The sequence below is a fragment of the Pseudomonas sp. IC_126 genome, assembly GCF_004331835.1.
GTDB lineage: Bacteria > Pseudomonadota > Gammaproteobacteria > Pseudomonadales > Pseudomonadaceae > Stutzerimonas.
Window position 1 is genome coordinate 255,783 of record NZ_SJSS01000005.1, and the last position, 16,254, is coordinate 272,036.

15 protein-coding genes and 1 tRNA gene are annotated in these 16,254 nt (G+C 60.8%); 8 read left to right on the plus strand and 8 right to left on the minus strand.

Annotated features, from left to right (window positions below; all coding sequences use genetic code 11):
• Window positions 1–6: 6 nt before the first annotated feature.
• The 4 genes from E0D86_RS16740 to E0D86_RS16755 form a co-directional block, all read right to left on the minus strand.
• Window positions 7–2,841 (minus strand): valine--tRNA ligase, encoded by a 2,835-nt coding sequence (locus E0D86_RS16740; RefSeq protein WP_131651177.1) that lies wholly within the window; start codon window positions 2,839–2,841, stop codon window positions 7–9.
• Window positions 2,842–3,013: 172 nt separating this feature from the next.
• The gene (locus E0D86_RS16745) at window positions 3,014–3,376 is read right to left on the minus strand and encodes a DNA polymerase III subunit chi (protein WP_131651178.1); all 363 of its coding nucleotides are present in this window, start codon (window positions 3,374–3,376) and stop codon (window positions 3,014–3,016) included.
• A gap of 127 nt (window positions 3,377–3,503) precedes the next feature.
• Entirely contained in the window at window positions 3,504–3,923 is a 420-nt protein-coding gene (locus E0D86_RS16750) for a DNA polymerase III subunit chi (protein ID WP_131651179.1), read from the minus strand.
• A 22-nt stretch (window positions 3,924–3,945) separates the two neighbouring features.
• Window positions 3,946–5,439 (minus strand): leucyl aminopeptidase, encoded by a 1,494-nt coding sequence (locus E0D86_RS16755; protein ID WP_131651180.1) that lies wholly within the window; start codon window positions 5,437–5,439, stop codon window positions 3,946–3,948.
• Between the two features lie 183 nt (window positions 5,440–5,622).
• Here E0D86_RS16755 and lptF point away from each other — a divergent pair, with 183 nt between their 5' ends.
• Both lptF and lptG read left to right on the plus strand, forming a co-directional pair.
• Window positions 5,623–6,744, plus strand: coding sequence for an LPS export ABC transporter permease LptF (gene lptF / locus E0D86_RS16760; RefSeq protein WP_131651181.1), 1,122 nt, complete (start codon window positions 5,623–5,625; stop codon window positions 6,742–6,744).
• Window positions 6,737–7,798, plus strand: coding sequence for an LPS export ABC transporter permease LptG (lptG, locus tag E0D86_RS16765; protein ID WP_131651182.1), 1,062 nt, complete (start codon window positions 6,737–6,739; stop codon window positions 7,796–7,798). The genes lptF and lptG overlap by 8 nt, the downstream gene beginning before the upstream one ends.
• Window positions 7,799–7,845: 47 nt before the next feature.
• Here the strand turns inward: lptG and E0D86_RS16770 are convergent, their stop codons facing one another.
• The 3 genes from E0D86_RS16770 to E0D86_RS16780 form a co-directional block, all read right to left on the minus strand.
• Window positions 7,846–8,343, minus strand: a complete 498-nt coding sequence (locus tag E0D86_RS16770; protein WP_131651183.1) for an RDD family protein — start codon at window positions 8,341–8,343, stop codon at window positions 7,846–7,848.
• A 95-nt stretch (window positions 8,344–8,438) separates the two neighbouring features.
• The gene (locus E0D86_RS16775) at window positions 8,439–8,651 is read right to left on the minus strand and encodes a cold-shock protein (RefSeq protein ID WP_003284681.1); all 213 of its coding nucleotides are present in this window, start codon (window positions 8,649–8,651) and stop codon (window positions 8,439–8,441) included.
• Between the two features lie 469 nt (window positions 8,652–9,120).
• Window positions 9,121–9,207: transfer RNA gene (locus E0D86_RS16780), tRNA-Leu, on the minus strand.
• Between the two features lie 115 nt (window positions 9,208–9,322).
• Here E0D86_RS16780 and queA point away from each other — a divergent pair.
• The 6 genes from queA to E0D86_RS16810 all read left to right on the plus strand — a co-directional run bounded on the left by queA (window position 9,323) and on the right by E0D86_RS16810 (window position 15,334).
• Entirely contained in the window at window positions 9,323–10,372 is a 1,050-nt protein-coding gene (queA, locus tag E0D86_RS16785; RefSeq protein ID WP_131651184.1) for a tRNA preQ1(34) S-adenosylmethionine ribosyltransferase-isomerase QueA, read from the plus strand.
• A gap of 14 nt (window positions 10,373–10,386) precedes the next feature.
• Window positions 10,387–11,502, plus strand: a complete 1,116-nt coding sequence (tgt, locus tag E0D86_RS16790) for a tRNA guanosine(34) transglycosylase Tgt (RefSeq protein WP_165914257.1) — start codon at window positions 10,387–10,389, stop codon at window positions 11,500–11,502.
• Between the two features lie 39 nt (window positions 11,503–11,541).
• A complete protein-coding gene (gene yajC, locus E0D86_RS16795; RefSeq protein WP_131651186.1) occupies window positions 11,542–11,871 on the plus strand; it encodes a preprotein translocase subunit YajC in 330 nt (109 codons plus the stop codon).
• A gap of 66 nt (window positions 11,872–11,937) precedes the next feature.
• Entirely contained in the window at window positions 11,938–13,806 is a 1,869-nt protein-coding gene (gene secD / locus E0D86_RS16800; protein ID WP_131651187.1) for a protein translocase subunit SecD, read from the plus strand.
• 12 nt (window positions 13,807–13,818) lie between these two features.
• The gene (secF, locus tag E0D86_RS16805; RefSeq protein ID WP_131651188.1) at window positions 13,819–14,727 is read left to right on the plus strand and encodes a protein translocase subunit SecF; all 909 of its coding nucleotides are present in this window, start codon (window positions 13,819–13,821) and stop codon (window positions 14,725–14,727) included.
• Window positions 14,728–14,800: 73 nt separating this feature from the next.
• Window positions 14,801–15,334: a glycine zipper 2TM domain-containing protein gene (locus E0D86_RS16810; protein ID WP_131651189.1), complete on the plus strand. Its 534-nt coding sequence runs from the start codon at window positions 14,801–14,803 to the stop codon at window positions 15,332–15,334.
• A 60-nt stretch (window positions 15,335–15,394) separates the two neighbouring features.
• Here E0D86_RS16810 and suhB read toward each other — a convergent pair whose 3' ends face one another.
• Window positions 15,395–16,210 carry an inositol-phosphate phosphatase gene (gene suhB, locus E0D86_RS16815; protein ID WP_131651190.1) on the minus strand — a complete coding sequence of 272 codons (816 nt, stop codon included), beginning with the start codon at window positions 16,208–16,210 and terminating at the stop codon, window positions 15,395–15,397.
• Window positions 16,211–16,254: the final 44 nt, after the last annotated feature.

Genomic DNA, 16,254 nt, shown 5'->3' on the forward strand with positions numbered 1-16,254 from the left:
TATCCATCACAGCCCGGCGATGCGCTCGCGCTGTTCCACCAGTCGAGCTTTTGCCTGTTCGGCTTCGGCCAGTTTGGCGCGTTCCTTGTCGATCACCTCGGCCGGCGCCTTGTCGACGAAGCCGGCGTTGGAGAGCTTGCCGCCGACGCGCTTGACCTCGCCATCGAGGCGGCCGATTTCCTTGTCCAGGCGCGCCAGTTCGGCGTCCTTGTCGATCAGGCCAGCCATGGGCACCAGTACCTGCAGGTCGCCGACCAGGGCGGTGGCGGACAGCGGTGCCTCTTCGCCTTCGCTAAGCACACGGACGCTTTCGAGCTTGGCCAGCTTCTTCAACAGCGGCTCGTTCTCACCGAGGCGGCGCAGGTCCGTTTCCGAGGCATTGCCTAGCACCACGTCGATGCGCTTGGCCATGGAGATATTCATCTCGCCACGGATCTGGCGAATGCCCAGCATGAACGCCTTGACCCACTCGATATCGCCTTCTGCTGCCTCGTCGAGGCGCTCGGGGTTGTATTCCGGCCAGGGTTGCAGCATCAGGGTCGGACCGGTCTTGCCCGCCAGCGGCGCGACGCGCTGCCAGATTTCCTCGGTGATGAAGGGCATGAACGGATGCGCCAGGCGCAGCGCGGTTTCCAGTACGCGCACCAGGATGCGGCGGGTGCCGCGCTGGCGTTCGGCGCTTGCGGTTTCGTCCCAGAGCACTGGCTTCACCAGTTCCAGATACCAGGCGCAGTACTCGTCCCAAACGAATTCGTAGAGGGCTTGCGCGGCCAGGTCGAAGCGGAAATTTTCCAACTGGCGGGTCACTTCGGCTTCGGTGCGTTGCAGCGCGGAGATGATCCAGCGATCCACGGAGGACAGTTCAGCGGGCTCACCATTGATTCCCGTGTCCTTGCCTTCGGTGTTCTCGAAGACGAAGTTGGCGGCGTTCCACAGCTTGTTGCAGAAGTTGCGGTAGCCCTCGACGCGGCCCATGTCGAACTTCACATCGCGACCGGTGGAGGCCAGCGAGCAGAAAGTGAAGCGCAGCGCGTCGGTACCGTAGCTGGCGATGCCTTCGGGGAATTCAGCGCGGGTCTGTTTGGCGATCTTCTCGGCGAGCTTGGGTTGCATCATGCCGCTGGTGCGTTTTTGCAGCAGTTCGTCCAGGGTGATGCCGTCGACGATGTCCAGCGGATCGAGCACGTTACCCTTTGACTTGGACATCTTCTGGCCCTGGCCGTCGCGCACCAGTCCGTGGACGTAGACGGTCTTGAACGGAATCTGCCCGGTTAGGTGGGTCGAGAGCATGATCATCCGGGCGACCCAGAAGAAGATGATGTCGAAGCCGGTGACCAGCACGTCGGTGGGGTGGAAGGTCTTGAGGAAGTCGGTCTGCTCGGGCCAGCCGAGGGTGGAGAAAGTCCACAGGCCGGAGCTGAACCAGGTGTCCAGCACGTCCTCGTCCTGACGCAGCTCAACTTCGTTGCCGAGGTTGTGCTTGCGGCGTACTTCCATCTCGTCGCGGCCGACGTAGACGTGGCCGGCTTCGTCGTACCAGGCCGGAATGCGGTGGCCCCACCACAGCTGGCGGCTGATGCACCAATCCTGGATGTCGCGCATCCAGCTGAAGTACATGTTCTCGTACTGCTTGGGCACGAACTGGATCTCGCCACTTTCCACCGCAGCGATGGCTTTCTCGGCCAGCGGCTTGGTGGAGACGTACCACTGGTCGGTCAGCCAGGGCTCGATGATGGTGCCGGAGCGATCGCCACGCGGGACTTTCAGTGCGTGGTCGTCGATCTTCTCCAACAGGCTCATGGCCTCGAATTCGGCGACGATGGCCTTGCGCGCGTCGAAGCGATCCATGCGCGCATAGCCGTCGGGCAGGCTCGGGTCGACCTTGTCGTTCAGCGTGCCGTCGATATGGAACACCTGGGCGCGGGCCAGGATCGCTGCGTTCTGATCGAAGATATTGATCAACGGCAGCCTGTGGCGCTTGCCAACTTCATAGTCGTTGAAGTCGTGCGCCGGAGTGATCTTCACGCAGCCGGTACCGAACTCGAGGTCGACGTAATCGTCGGCGACGATGGGAATCAGGCGATTGACCAGCGGCAGCATGATGTGGCGACCGATCAGGTCCTTGTAGCGCTCGTCCTCGGGATGCACGGCGACGGCGGCGTCACCGAGCATGGTTTCCGGGCGGGTGGTGGCGACCACCAAATAATCCTTGCCATCGGCGGTGCGCGCACCGTCAGCCAGCGGATAGCGCAGATGCCAGAGATGGCCCTTCTCGTCGTGGTTTTCCACTTCCAGGTCGGAAATAGCGGTGTGCAGCTTGGTGTCCCAGTTGACCAGGCGCTTGCCGCGATAGATCAGGCCGTCCTCGTGCAGGCGCACGAAGGCTTCCTTGACCGCTTCGGACAGGCCCTCGTCCATGGTGAAGCGCTCGCGCGACCAGTCCACCGAGGAGCCCAGGCGGCGAATCTGCCGGGTGATGTTGCCACCAGACTCGTGCTTCCACTCCCAGACCTTCTCGAGAAACTTGGCACGGCCCAGATCGTGGCGATTGACGCCTTGGGCGCCCAGCTGGCGCTCGACTACCATCTGCGTGGCGATGCCCGCGTGGTCGGTGCCCGGCTGCCACAGGGTGTTGCGGCCCTGCATGCGGCGGAAGCGGATCAGCGCGTCCATGATGGCGTTGTTGAAGCCATGACCCATGTGCAGGCTGCCGGTAACGTTCGGCGGCGGGATCATGATGGTGTAGGGCTCGCCCGAACCCTGGGGTGCGAAATAGTTGTTCGATTCCCAGGTCTGGTACCAGGAAGTCTCGATGGCGTGCGGCTGGTAGGTCTTGTCCATTCGGCGGGACCCTTAGAACGGCTGGTCGGAAAAACCGGAGAGTATAAAGGTAAGTACGCGGGTGGCAGAACCGCAATGGCGCTTTTATCGCGCCGCGATCGAGGCGACAGCTGGTCTGGACTGGGTTGGAAGGGGTGTTATCGAAAAGCGGCTGAGTTGCCGTATCGGCAGCTCAGGTGCGGTGGGTCTTGATCAGTTGCTCGGCTCGAGCTTCCAGTCGATGCCGCAGCTCGGCTTCGATCTGCGGAACGAAGTCGTCGATCACTTCTTGCAGGATCAATTGCGCGGCGGTGCGCAATTCGAGATCGAGATGGCGCTCGGCCAAGGTACGAAAAGCCGTACGGACGGCGGGCTCGCGGGGCTCCGGCTCTGGCTGGCTTGTTGCGGAAGGTGCGGGTTGGACGATTTCCGAGAGCACAGGGATGCTGTCCGGATCCAGCGTCTCGCTCACCACGGGCGGGTCCTGATCTCCTAGCAGCGCACGGATGGACTCCAGGTCGTCGAGTAAATGGGTGGGTTTCGGCGTTTGCGTCATGTACGGTGGTTTCCGGAGATTAAGCGTCCAGGTGGTCGTGGCGCTCGTTAAACGGGATGAGCCCGATGCCTATCGTTGTTGACTCGTCGATAAGGCGATGAGTTCGCCGAACCCAGCGGCACTGGCGCTACAGTTCGACTCGCTTCGGTTCATAGCCACGTTGCCGATAGAGGCGGAAATTGTCCCGGCAAAGGTTTAGTAGCTCCGGTTGTTGGTTGACGATCTCGATCACGCGGCTGAACCGATCGGTATGTGGCGATAGCGTTGGCGCCAGATTGATCAGCAGACCTTGCGCAGTGGCGGGTGGTTGCTCCGTGCCGATCACCACCGGCGCATGCGGATCGTCGTCGTGCAGTTCGTGCGGTATGAAACGTTCGGCGCGAAAGCTCCACAGCAGCTCGTCCAGCTGACCGCACTGTTGGCTGTCGTCGCAGCGAATGAACACCGGCATCCCGTGCTGCCAGCCCTTGCTCGCCAGCAGGCAGGCCGCTTTGGCTCGGCCTGCCGGTTCGCTATCGGGCAACACGTAGAACTCGACCCGTGTCATGTCCGGTTCCCGCTCGCCTGTCTCATGCCTGCTCGGCTCGATCCAGCAGGTACTGGGTCAGCAGGGGCACAGGACGGCCGCTAGCGCCTTTTTCCTTGCCGCCACTGATCCAGGCGGTGCCGGCGACGTCCAGGTGAGCCCAGGGATAGGCCTTGGTGAAGCGCGAGAGGAAGCACGCGGCGGTAATCGTGCCGGCCTTGGGTCCACCGATGTTGGCGATGTCAGCGAAGGGGCTGTCCAGTTGCTCCTGGTATTCGTCGAACAGGGGCAGTTGCCAGGCGCGGTCGTCGGCTTTCTGGCCGGCGCCCAGCACCTGCTGCAGCAGCGCATCGTCATTGCCCAGCAGGCCCGAGGTGTTGCTGCCCAGGGCAACGATGCAGGCGCCGGTCAGCGTGGCGACGTCGATCACGGCGCGCGGTTTGAAACGCTCGGCATAGGTCAGTGTGTCGCAAAGGACCAGACGGCCTTCTGCGTCGGTGTTGAGGATCTCGACGGTCTGGCCACTCATGGTGGTGACGATGTCGCCCGGGCGCGTGGCCTTGCCGCTGGGCATGTTCTCCGCGCATGCCAGCAGGCCGACCAAGTTGATAGGCAACTGCAGTTCCAATGCCGCGCGGAAGGTGCCGAGCACGCTGGCCGCGCCGCACATGTCGTATTTCATTTCGTCCATGCCCAGGCCGGGCTTGAGGCTGATGCCGCCTGTGTCAAAGGTGATGCCTTTGCCGACGAGCGCGTAAGGCTGCTCGCCTTTCTTGCCACCGTTGTACTGCATGACCACGATGCAGCCTGGCTGGTCGCTGCCCTGGGAGACGGCGAGGAAGGCGCCGGCGCCGAGTTCGCGCAGCTTGTTCTCGTCCAGCACTTCGACTTTAAGCCCCTTGAATGCCTTGCCGAGCTGCCTGGCCTGTTCGGCCATATAGCTGGGGTGGCATATGTTCGGCGGCAGGTTGCCTAGGTCGCGGGCGAAGCTCATTCCGGCGGCGATTGCGGTGGCGTGGTGTGCGGCTTGCTCGGCTTGAGTCTGGTTTGCCTTGTCGACGAGCAGAGTGATCTTGTCGAGCGCCGATGCGTCGCTCTTCTTGCTCTTGAATTGATCGAACCGGTACTGACCATCAGCCAGCACTTCGACCAGCATGCGAGTGCGCGCGTAGAGGTCGCGATCCTTCACTTGAATGTCTTGCAGGGCGAAGGTCGCGTCGTTGCCACCGAGGCCCTTGAGAACGCCGAATGCGGCGCCGGCGGCTTTGCGCCACTGACGAGCGTCGAGTTCGTCCTCCTTGCCGATGCCAACCAGCAGCACGCGCTCAGCCTTGAGGCCCGGCACGCTGTGCAGCAACAGGGTCTGGCCCGGCTTGCCTTGCAGGTCGCCGCGCTTGAGTACGGTGCTGATGGCTCCGCCGCTGGCCTGGTCCACGCTCTGCGCAGTAGCCCCGAGCAGTTGCCCCTCGGCAACTGGCAGAACCAGGGTGGCTGTTTTGGCTGCAGCGGCTTTGGTTATTTTTACAACGAATTCCATGGCGTCGAGTCCCCAAGACAAAGAGTCGGGTTTGCAGGATAATGCCGGGCCTATTTTCCGGTGGTTCGTCCACCGGGGCGTTGAGAGTGCTGCGTGAATTCAACGTCCTGTTGCGGGCGGACCGGCTATTGGCGGCTAGTTTGAGCGTAGCCGCCGGAGCCTGACAACCCTGGAGTGTCCGGTTTGATCGTCTTTCGTTACCTGTCCCGTGAGCTTCTGGTCACCTTGAGCGCCGTCAGCGCCGTGCTGTTGGTGATCATCATGAGTGGACGTTTCATCAAATACCTGGCGCAGGCTGCGCAGGGGCTTCTCGATCCGGGCGTGCTTCTGATGATCATGGGCTTCCGCCTGCCCGGGTTCCTGCAGCTGATTCTACCGCTGGGCCTGTTTCTCGGCATCCTGCTTGCCTACGGCCGGCTCTACCTCGACAGCGAGATGACCGTCCTTTCGGCCACCGGCATGAGCCAGCGACGCCTGCTGGTCTACAGTCTGGCGCCGGCCGCGCTGATCGCTGCGCTGGTTGGCTGGCTGAGTCTCGGCCTGGCGCCGCAAGGTGTTGCCGAAGTCGATCGAATCCTCAATGAGCAAGACTCGCTGACCGAGTTCGATACGCTGGTGCCCGGACGCTTCCAAACCCTGCGCGACGGAACTCGGGTGACTTATACCCGTGAGCTGACCGACGACCGCACGGAGCTGGCAGGCGTATTCATCTCCGAAACCAACTTGTCCGAGGCGACCGGAGAGAAGCGTGGTCTATCCGTGCTGGTGGCCGAAAGCGGTCGGCAGGAGATTCAGCCCGATGGAAGCCGCTACCTGATTCTGGAAAACGGTTACCGCTACGACGGCAATCCGGGGCAGGCCAATTACCGCGCGATCCAGTACGACACCTACGGCGTACTGTTACCAAAGCCTGAGGTCAGTGTCGAACTGAGCGAGCGCGAGGCGATGCCTACCAGTGAGCTGTTCGGCAGTGACGACATTCGCTTGCAGTCCGAACTGCAATGGCGCCTGTCGCTGCCGTTACTGGTCTTCATCGTGACCCTGCTTGCGGTGCCGCTGTCGAAGGTCAATCCGCGTCAGGGGCGCTTCCTCAAGCTGTTGCCTGCGATTCTTCTGTACATGACCTACCTGGCGCTGCTGATCGCTGCGCGTGGTTCCCTTGATAAGGGGCGGATCCCCGCTGCATTGGGGCTCTGGTGGGTGCATGCAATCTTCTTTGCGATAGGAATGTTGATGCTTTACTGGGAACCGCTGAGGCTCGCCATCAGCAAGCGTCGGAGCAGGTCGGGGGTCGCTCATGCGTAAGCTCGATCGCTATATCGGCAGCCATGTATTGCTGGCGATTCTCACTGTGCTCGGGATCATCGTCGGGCTGGCGTTGCTGTTCGCTTTCATCGACGAGCTGGGGGACGTAAAGGGGAGTTACGGCACGTTGAATGCCGCTGTTTACGTCCTGCTCACAACGCCGTCGCGAATCTACGAAATGCTGCCGATGGCGGCACTGATCGGTTGTCTCATCGGCCTCGGCACGCTTGCCAGTAGCAGCGAGCTGACCATCATGCGTGCCGCTGGCGTATCGCTCGGGCGTATCGTGGTTGCCGTGATGAAGCCGATGCTGCTGCTGATGCTAGTAGGTATTCTGATTGGCGAATATCTGGCGCCGTGGAGCGAGAATATTGCTCAGGCCAACCGGGCGGCGGCGCAGGGGGCAGGTGAGGCGCAAAGCAGCAAGCGCGGCCTCTGGCATCGTCAGGGCGACGAATTCGTACACATCAATGCGGTGCAGCCAAGCGGTCTGCTGCTGGGTGTCACTCGCTACCGCTTCGATGAGCAGCGGCAGCTTCTGTCGGCAAGTTTTGCCCGCCGGGCGCGCTACGATGGCGATCATTGGCAGCTCAGCGACGTCGCTACCACGCATTTTCGCGGCGATCATACCGAAGTGGTCAAGGCCGCCGAGGAGCGTTGGGACGTGCTATTGACGCCGCAGCTGGTCGGTACCGTCGTCATGGAGCCTGATGCCTTGTCCGTCACCGGGTTGTGGCGCTATATCCATTACCTCGGCGACCAAGGGTTGAATAACGGGCGCTACTGGTTGGCGTTCTGGACCAAGGTGCTGCAACCGGTGGTGACGGTGGCGCTGGTGCTGCTGGCCATCTCGTTCATCTTCGGGCCGTTGCGCTCGGTGACCCTTGGACAGCGCATCTTCACCGGTGTGATCGTCGGCTTCGTGTTCCGCATTCTGCAAGACCTGCTAGGTCCGGCGAGCCAGGTGTTCGGCTTCTCGCCGCTGCTGGCGGTGGCGGTGCCCGCAGGCATCTGTGCGCTAGCGGGCGTTTGGTTGTTGCGGCGGGCGGGCTAGTAATGCAAGAGCGCTCGACTAGGCGGCGAGCAGTGCCGAGCCTGAAGCTATTTCTTATGAATATTCTTCGGTAGCTGAACGACCTGGCTTTCCGAATAGATGTCATGCCAGGTGCGGTGCTGCTTGTCCCAAAGCATCCACCAATAGCCCAGCCCCAGCGCCAGCAAGGACATGATTGCAATCAGAAAGCGCAGCAGCGCCTGCCACAGGTCGATGGCGCTGCCGTCGGCGTTCTGGATGCGCACGCCCCAGACCTGCATGCCAAGCGTCTGGCCATTGTGGGTCCAGAACTTGGCGAAAAAGCCGAACAGGCTGAACAGCAATAGCGTGGACAGGATCGGATCGATGTCCAGCCCGCCAGCTTCTGCCAATGCCTGCAGGCCTTCGCTGCCGTAAATCAGGCGCAGCACGCCCTGCTGGTAGAGCAGCGTGACCACCATCATCAGTGCGATGGAAAGAAACGAATCGTAGAAGATTGCGGCGAGCCGGCGAAATAGGCCGGCTGCAGGAAACTGGCCCTGCGGGCTGAGCAGATGGTTGCGCATGGGTGTCTCGCTAAAAATGGCAGTGCGCATTCTACGGAATCACGCGCATAAAAAAGCCCCTGATGTTGCCATCAGGGGCTTTTCGGAGTGAGGGCTTATTCCTGGATTTGCACCTGGTCAGCCTGCATGCCCTTTTGACCTTGCACAGCGACGAAGCTGACTTTCTGGCCTTCTTTCAGGCTCTTGAAGCCGTTGCCTTCGATCGCGCGGAAGTGCACGAACAGATCCGGACCGCTCTCGGGAGTGATGAAACCAAAACCTTTCTCGTCGTTAAACCACTTGACGGTACCGTTCTGACGATTCGACATGTCTTTGTATCCTTGAAACTCAATAGTAGAAGCGCCCCTGCATAGGGCAGGAAGCGGAGACTGGTTGCAAGGAGTAAAGAGTCGAGCGGGATGTAGCGGATCTGAAGATCTACTGCACCAGGTCACGATTCAACAGCGACCCATGCAAACACAGTGGGCACACTCTACGATAACTCGCCGGCCAATGCCAAGCCCTCGGAGTCATAGAGTTTGCCCACTACAGAGGCGCCATTTCGGCGCGCTTTAGCGTTGCTTGCGTTCTTTATGATGTCGCCATGGAGCGAGATGCGCTGCGCCGTTACGAAGCCGTCGCTCGATGAGCGCTTCCAGAGCGTGCTGCGATATAGCCCGATGAAGCATGTCGCGCTTGCTGATGCGCGTGGCGCATCGATACTGCTGGGGTGATGCCGCTACTGCTGCGCGGTTCCCCTGTTCCAAAGGCAATCGGTTGCCTGTGGCTTCTGATTCATGGTGCCTCGAGAGAGACTCGAACTCTCACGTTGTTACCAACGGCGGATTTTGAATCCGCTGCGTCTACCGATTCCGCCATCGAGGCACAGTGGCCGCGCAGTATAGGGATGCAATGCGAGTCGGTCAATCGTCTGGCGTGGTCAGATTGAGGCGTTTCCGCTAAGCTTTGCGCCCCCCAAGCCTCGTGCTGATCATTTTCAATGCAAGTTTCCGATTTCTCCTTTCAGCTCCCCGATTCGCTGATCGCTCGCCACCCGCTGGCCGAGCGCCGGGCCAGCCGGCTGCTGGTGCTCGATGGAATGACCGGGCGGCTGGAACATCGTGGGTTCGCCGAGCTGCTCGACTACCTGTTGCCTGGCGATCTGATGGTTTTCAACGACACGCGGGTGATTCCGGCGCGTCTGTTCGGCCAGAAGGAAACGGGCGGCAAAGTCGAGGTGCTTGTCGAGCGCGTGCTCGATGGTCGTCGCGTGCTAGCACATATCCGCTCCAGCAAGTCACCGAAGCCGGGAACAAAAATTCATATCGAGGGCGGTGGTGAGGCGCTGATGCTGGCGCGCCATGACGCCCTGTTCGAACTGGAATTTGCGGAAGACGTGCTGCCCTTGCTCGATCGCGTCGGGCACATGCCGCTGCCTCCTTATATAGATCGACCGGACGAAACCGCTGATCGCGAACGCTATCAGACGGTTTATGCGCAGCGGGCCGGCGCTGTCGCCGCGCCAACGGCGGGGTTGCACTTCGATACGCCGCTACTGGCGGCACTGCAAGAGAAAGGCGTAGAGCGCGCTTTCGTCACGCTGCACGTGGGCGCTGGCACCTTTCAACCGGTGCGCGTCGAGCACATCGAAGATCATCATATGCATCGCGAGTGGCTCGAGGTCGGCCAGGATGTGGTCGATGCCGTTGCAGCCTGTCGTCAGCGCGGTGGACGTGTCATCGCGGTAGGTACCACCAGCGTGCGTTCGCTGGAGAGCGCGGCGCGCGACGGCACGCTTAAGGCTTTCAGTGGCGATACCGACATTTTCATCTATCCAGGCCGGCCCTTTCATGTGGTGGATGCCCTGGTGACCAACTTCCATCTGCCTGAATCGACCCTACTGATGCTGGTCTCGGCGTTTGCCGGCTACCCGGAAACCATGGCTGCCTACGCTGAAGCCGTCGCCGAGGGTTATCGCTTCTTCAGTTACGGCGATGCCATGTTCATCACGCGCAACCCGGCCCCGCGCGGCCCCGAGGAAACCCCATGAGTCGTACCTGCCATATGTCCTTCGAACTGCTTGCTACCGACGGCAGGGCGCGCCGCGGACGCCTGACCTTTCCGCGCGGCACGGTGGAGACGCCGGCGTTCATGCCGGTGGGTACCTACGGCACGGTCAAGGGCATGTTGCCGCGCGATGTCGAGGAAATCGGTGCCGAGATCATTCTCGGTAATACCTTCCACCTGTGGCTGCGTCCCGGCACCGAAGTGATCAAGGCCCACGGTGATCTGCATGATTTCATGCAATGGAAGGGACCGATCCTGACCGATTCGGGTGGTTTCCAGGTGTTCAGCCTGGGCGCGATGCGCAAGATCAAGGAGGAGGGTGTCTACTTCGCTTCTCCGGTCGATGGTGCAAAAGTATTCATGGGGCCGGAAGAGTCGATGCAGGTCCAGCGCGACCTAGGCTCCGATATCGTGATGATCTTCGATGAATGCACGCCCTATCCGGCCGACGAGGAGGTGGCGCGGCGTTCCATGGAGTTGTCGCTGCGCTGGGCCAAGCGCTCCAAGGAGGCGCACGGCGATAGCGTCGCGGCGCTGTTCGGCATCGTCCAGGGCGGTATGCACGAATCGCTGCGCATGCGCTCGCTGGAAGGGCTGTGCGAGATTGGCTTCGACGGTCTGGCGATCGGCGGGCTGTCGGTGGGCGAGCCGAAGGAAGAGATGATCCGGGTGCTGGATTTCCTGCCGTCGCGAATGCCGGCCGACAAGCCCCGCTATCTCATGGGGGTCGGCAAGCCCGAGGACTTAGTTGAGGGTGTGCGTCGCGGCGTGGACATGTTCGACTGCGTAATGCCGACCCGCAATGCCCGCAACGGCCATCTGTTTACCGACACTGGCGTGATCAAGATTCGCAATGCGGTGCATCGGCACGATGATTCACCGCTGGATGCCGGCTGCGATTGTTACACCTGCAAACACTTCTCCCGCGCCTATCTGCACCATTTGGACAAATGCGGCGAAATGCTGGGCAGCATGTTGAATACAATCCACAACCTGCGTCACTACCAGCGTCTGATGGCCGGTTTACGCGATGCTATCCAGCAGGGTACATTGGCGACCTTTGTCGACGCCTTCTATGCCAAGCGCGGTCTGCCAACCCCGCCGCTTGCGTGACGAATTCATACCAACTTATCTCTGCAACAGGAGTGCTACATGAGCTTTCTGATTCCCGCCGCCTACGCACAAGAGGCTGCTGCTGGTCCCGCTGGTAGCGGTTTCGAGTGGTTGTTCCTGGTCGGCTTCCTAGTCATCTTCTACCTGATGATCTGGCGTCCCCAGGCCAAGCGCGCCAAGGACCACAAGAACCTGATCGGTGGCTTGCAGAAGGGCGATGAAGTGGTTACTTCCGGTGGCATTGCCGGCAAGGTCACCAAGGTGGCAGACGATTTTGTCGTTATCGAGGTTTCCGACAACGTTGAGCTGAAGTTCCAGAAGGTCGCGATTGCCGCGACGCTGCCCAAGGGCACTCTGAAAGCCATCTGAGCCGAGTTCAATTCAATACCACGACGGGGCGCGCAAGGCGCCCCGCGTCATTAGACGGGCTGCGTCATGCTCAATAGATTCCCCCTCTGGAAATACCTGCTGATACTGGTGGTGCTGGCGGTTGCTTGCATTTATTCGGCCCCAAATCTTTATCCCGACGATCCAGCTGTACAGATCACCGGCGCAACCACTTCGCTGAACGTGACCGAGGCTGATCTTAGCCGAGCCAGTACTGCGCTCGAAGAGGCTGGAATTGAAGTCAAGGACGTCTCGCTGGACGAACAGGGTCGCGGTGGTCTGCTGCGTCTGCTGCACCAGGACGATCAGCTGCCGGCTAAAGACGTGATCCGCCGCGCTCTAGGTGATGCCTATGTTGTTGCTCTCAACCTGGCACCGACCACGCCCGACTGGTTGCGCAGTCTCGGCGCGAGCCCGATGAAGCTCGGCCTGGACCTGTCCGGTGGCGTGCACTTCCTGCTCGAAGTGGATATGGACAAGGCTATCGAGACTCGCTTGAACGTCTATGAGGGGGAGGTCAAGAGTCTGCTACGCAAGGAGCGTGTCCGCTATCGTAGCCTGCCCATGCAGGACAACGCGGTGCAGCTGGGCTTTGCAGACCAGGCGACGCTATCCACCGCTCAGGCTCTGATCCGCAAGAACTTCAACGATTTTGAGATTACTTCCAGCGAACGCAACGGCCAACAGGTGCTGCGTCTGGCTATTACCGAGGCGAAGCTGGCGGAGATCCGCGAGTACTCCATCAAGCAGAACCTCACAACGGTTCGCAACCGGGTCAACGAACTGGGCGTTTCCGAGCCGCTGGTACAGCGCCAGGGCGCCAACCGCATCGTGGTCGAATTGCCGGGCGTACAGGACACTGCGGAAGCCAAGCGAATCCTTGGCAAGACTGCCAATCTGGAATTCCGCCTGGCAGCCGAGATGGATGCCCCGCGTGCGACCACCGAGACCTTCGAGTTCCGGCAGGAGGGCCGTCCGCCGGCACAGCTGGAGCGCTCGCTGATCATCACCGGCGATCAGGTGACCGATGCCCAGGCCAGCTACGACGAGAGTGGTCGTCCGCAGGTCAATATCCGTCTGGATGGGCATGGTGGTGAGTTGATGAACCGGGCCACGCGCAACAGCGTCGGGCGCAGCATGGCGGTGATCTTCATCGAGCAGCGGCCGCAGACCCGTTATGTGAAGCAAATGGTCGATGGCGTCGAGCAGGAAGTGCGCGTCGAAACCTTCCAGGAAGAGAAAAGAATCATCAGCCTGGCGACCATCCAGTCGCCGCTGGGTAGCCAGTTCCGCATCACCGGCCTCGATGGGCAGGGTGAGTCTTCGGAACTCGCGCTGCTACTGCGCGCAGGTGGTCTGGCGGCACCGATGTACTTCGCCGAAGAACGTACCATCGGCCCAAGCCTGGGTGCCGAGAATATCAAGCTGGGCGTCGAGGCGGCTCTGTGGGGCTTCCTGTTCGTCGCGATCTTCATGGTGTTGATCTACAAGTTCTTCGGTGTGCTGGCGACCGTCGCGCTGCTATTCAACATGGTGCTGCTGACCGCGCTGATGTCGATGCTGGGTGCGACCCTGACGCTGCCGGGTATCGCCGGTATCGTGCTGACCATGGGTATGGCGGTGGATGCCAACGTGCTGATTTTCTCGCGGATTCGCGAGGAGATTCAGAACGGGATGTCAGTGCAGCGCGCCATCCACGAAGGTTTCGATCGGGCTTTCTCGGCGATCATCGACGGCAACCTGACTACATTGCTGGTTGGCGGCATCCTGTTTGCGATGGGGACTGGTCCGATCAAGGGCTTCGCCGTCACGCTCTCGCTCGGAATCCTGACGTCAATGTTCACGGCAATACTTGTGACCCGCGCCATGGTCAACGTGATCTACGGCGGCCGCGATCTCAAGAAGTTGTGGATTTAAGGGGCTAGCACGATGAAACGCGTAATCAATTTCATGGGTGTACGTCATGTGGCTTTCGCCCTGACGGTAATACTCACGCTTGCTTCCCTCGGTAGCCTGGCGGTGAAGGGGCTGAACTTCGGCCTGGACTTTACCGGTGGCACGTTGATCGAGCTGTCCTACGAGCAGCCGGTCGCGCTGGATGAAGTGCGGGCGCAGCTTTCCCGCTCCGATTTCGGTGAGGCCGTGGTTCAGAGCTTTGGTGCCACGACCGACGTGCTGGTGAGAATGCCGGGCGACGATCCTATGCTGGGCGAGCGTATCGCCGAGGCGCTGCGTGGCCATGAGGCTGCCAGCACCGTCACCGTCAAACGCGTCGAGTTCGTTGGGCCGGCGGTAGGTGAGGAGCTGCGCGACCAGGGTGGGTTGGGCATGCTGCTTGCCCTTGGTGGCATCCTGATCTACGTCGCGTTCCGCTTTCAATGGAAGTTCGGTTTGGGTGCGGTGCTGTCACTTTTCCACGACGTGATTGTGGTGCTGGGTGTCTTTTCATTCTTTCAGATCTCGTTCGACCTGACCGTGTTGGCTGCGGTGCTCGCGGTGATCGGCTATTCGCTCAACGATACCATCGTGATCTTCGATAGGATCCGCGAGAACTTTCGCATGTTGCGCAAAGCGGAGCTGCTCGAGAACATCAATATATCTACCACTCAAACGCTGCTGCGTACCTTGGCCACCTCGGTGTCCACCCTGCTTGCGGTAGGCGCGTTGATGTTCTTCGGTGGGGAAAACCTCTGGGGCTTCTCGCTGGCGTTGCTCATCGGGGTTGGTGCCGGAACCTATTCGTCCGTCTACATTGCCGGTGTCTTCCTTATCGCGTTGAAGTTGACCCGCGATGATCTGATTCCGCCAGTGGTGGAAGAGGTCGACGAGCGACCCTGAGGCGAACTTCTGACGGGCTCGGCTGCCTAAGCCGCCGCAACGGGGCCTTGCCCGTCGGAAGAAGGAAAACGCAGTGAATAAATCGATGCTGGTGGGTGCGGTACTAGGAGCGGTAGTGGTGACCGCGGGTGGCGCATTTGCCACTTACACGCTGGTTGACCGCGGGCCGAAGTTCGCTGAGGTCCTTAAGGTGGAGCCTGTCACGGAAACGATCAAGACGCCTCGGGAAGTCTGCAAGGAAGTGACGGTTACACGGCAGAAGCCGGTACAGGACCAGCATCGCATCGCTGGCACAGCGGTAGGAGCTGTGGTCGGCGGGTTGCTCGGCAATCAGGTCGGTGGTGGCACCGGCAAGAAGATCGCGACGGTCGCCGGGGCGGTGGGCGGTGGTTACGCCGGTAATCAGGTGCAAGAGCGGATGCAGGCCAACGATACTTACACCGCCACCGAGACCCGCTGCAATACGGTCACCGACACTCATGACAAGGTGGTTGGCTATGAGGTCCAGTACGATCTGGATGGGAAGGTCGGTACGGTGCGGATGGATCGCGATCCCGGTAATCGCATCCCCGTGCAGGACGGTCAGCTCATGCTGACGCAGCAGTGAGTAGTTTTTGGTCTGAATAAAAAAACGCCCCGCGGGGCGTTTTTTTGTGCTGCCGCTAGCTCAGCGTTTCAGTGACGGCGTGAGGTGCGGCTGGATAGCAGTCAGTACCGCTTTGAAGCATTTGGTGTTGCCCGCGACGATCTGGCCCTTCTCAAGGAAATCGTGACTACCACTGAAATCACTGACAAGGCCGCCAGCTTCCTGGATTAGTAGTGCGCCGGCGGCCATATCCCATTCGGAAAGCCCGAACTCCCAGAAGGCGTCATAGCGGCCGGCGGCGACATAGGCCAGGTCCAGACTGGCGGCGCCGGCGCGACGTAGCCCGGCGGTTTGTCCTACTAGGCTGCGGAACATGTTCAGGTAACTGTCCATGTTGTCCATTTGCCCGTCGCGGAACGGAAATCCGGTACCCAGCAGGGCGCCGTCCAGGCTCTTGCGCGTACTGACGCGCAATCGGCGGCCGTTGAGCGCGGCGCCACGACCGCGGCTCGCGGTGAATTCTTCCTGGCGAACCGGATCGAGAACGACGGCATGCTCAAGACGGCCACGGTATTTGCAGGCGATGCTGACGGCATAGTGTGGGACGCCCCGCAGAAAGTTTGTCGTGCCATCCAGCGGGTCGATCACCCAGAGATAATCCTTGCCGTCACCGCTGCCTTCCAGCAGTCCGCCTTCCTCGCCCAGAATGCCGTGATTCGGATAAGCCTTGCGCAGCGCGGCAACGATCAGCTGTTCGGCTGTTCGGTCGATCTCCGAGACGTAATCGCGCGCGTCCTTTTCGCTAACCGAGATCACGTCCAGGCGCTCGGTGGAACGAACAATCATTTCGCCGGCGCTACGGGCGGCGCGCAGCGCGATATTCAGCATGGGCTGCATCGATCAAATACCTGGTCGTTTAAAGAAAGCCGTCAATTCTATCA

What these genes read in the sequence shown, in the direction of transcription:
- E0D86_RS16740 (WP_131651177.1), bottom strand. Translation starts at nt 2,841, where the DNA reads ATGGACAAGACCTACCAGCCGCACGCCATCGAGACTTCCTGGTACCAG.
- E0D86_RS16745 (WP_131651178.1), bottom strand. Translation starts at nt 3,376, where the DNA reads ATGACGCAAACGCCGAAACCCACCCATTTACTCGACGACCTGGAGTCC.
- E0D86_RS16750 (WP_131651179.1), bottom strand. Translation starts at nt 3,923, where the DNA reads ATGACACGGGTCGAGTTCTACGTGTTGCCCGATAGCGAACCGGCAGGC.
- E0D86_RS16755 (WP_131651180.1), bottom strand. Translation starts at nt 5,439, where the DNA reads ATGGAATTCGTTGTAAAAATAACCAAAGCCGCTGCAGCCAAAACAGCC.
- lptG (WP_131651182.1), top strand. Translation starts at nt 6,737, where the DNA reads ATGCGTAAGCTCGATCGCTATATCGGCAGCCATGTATTGCTGGCGATT.
- E0D86_RS16770 (WP_131651183.1), bottom strand. Translation starts at nt 8,343, where the DNA reads ATGCGCAACCATCTGCTCAGCCCGCAGGGCCAGTTTCCTGCAGCCGGC.
- E0D86_RS16775 (WP_003284681.1), bottom strand. Translation starts at nt 8,651, where the DNA reads ATGTCGAATCGTCAGAACGGTACCGTCAAGTGGTTTAACGACGAGAAA.
- queA (WP_131651184.1), top strand. Translation starts at nt 9,323, where the DNA reads ATGCAAGTTTCCGATTTCTCCTTTCAGCTCCCCGATTCGCTGATCGCT.
- tgt (WP_165914257.1), top strand. Translation starts at nt 10,387, where the DNA reads ATGTCCTTCGAACTGCTTGCTACCGACGGCAGGGCGCGCCGCGGACGC.
- yajC (WP_131651186.1), top strand. Translation starts at nt 11,542, where the DNA reads ATGAGCTTTCTGATTCCCGCCGCCTACGCACAAGAGGCTGCTGCTGGT.
- secD (WP_131651187.1), top strand. Translation starts at nt 11,938, where the DNA reads ATGCTCAATAGATTCCCCCTCTGGAAATACCTGCTGATACTGGTGGTG.
- secF (WP_131651188.1), top strand. Translation starts at nt 13,819, where the DNA reads ATGAAACGCGTAATCAATTTCATGGGTGTACGTCATGTGGCTTTCGCC.
- suhB (WP_131651190.1), bottom strand. Translation starts at nt 16,210, where the DNA reads ATGCAGCCCATGCTGAATATCGCGCTGCGCGCCGCCCGTAGCGCCGGC.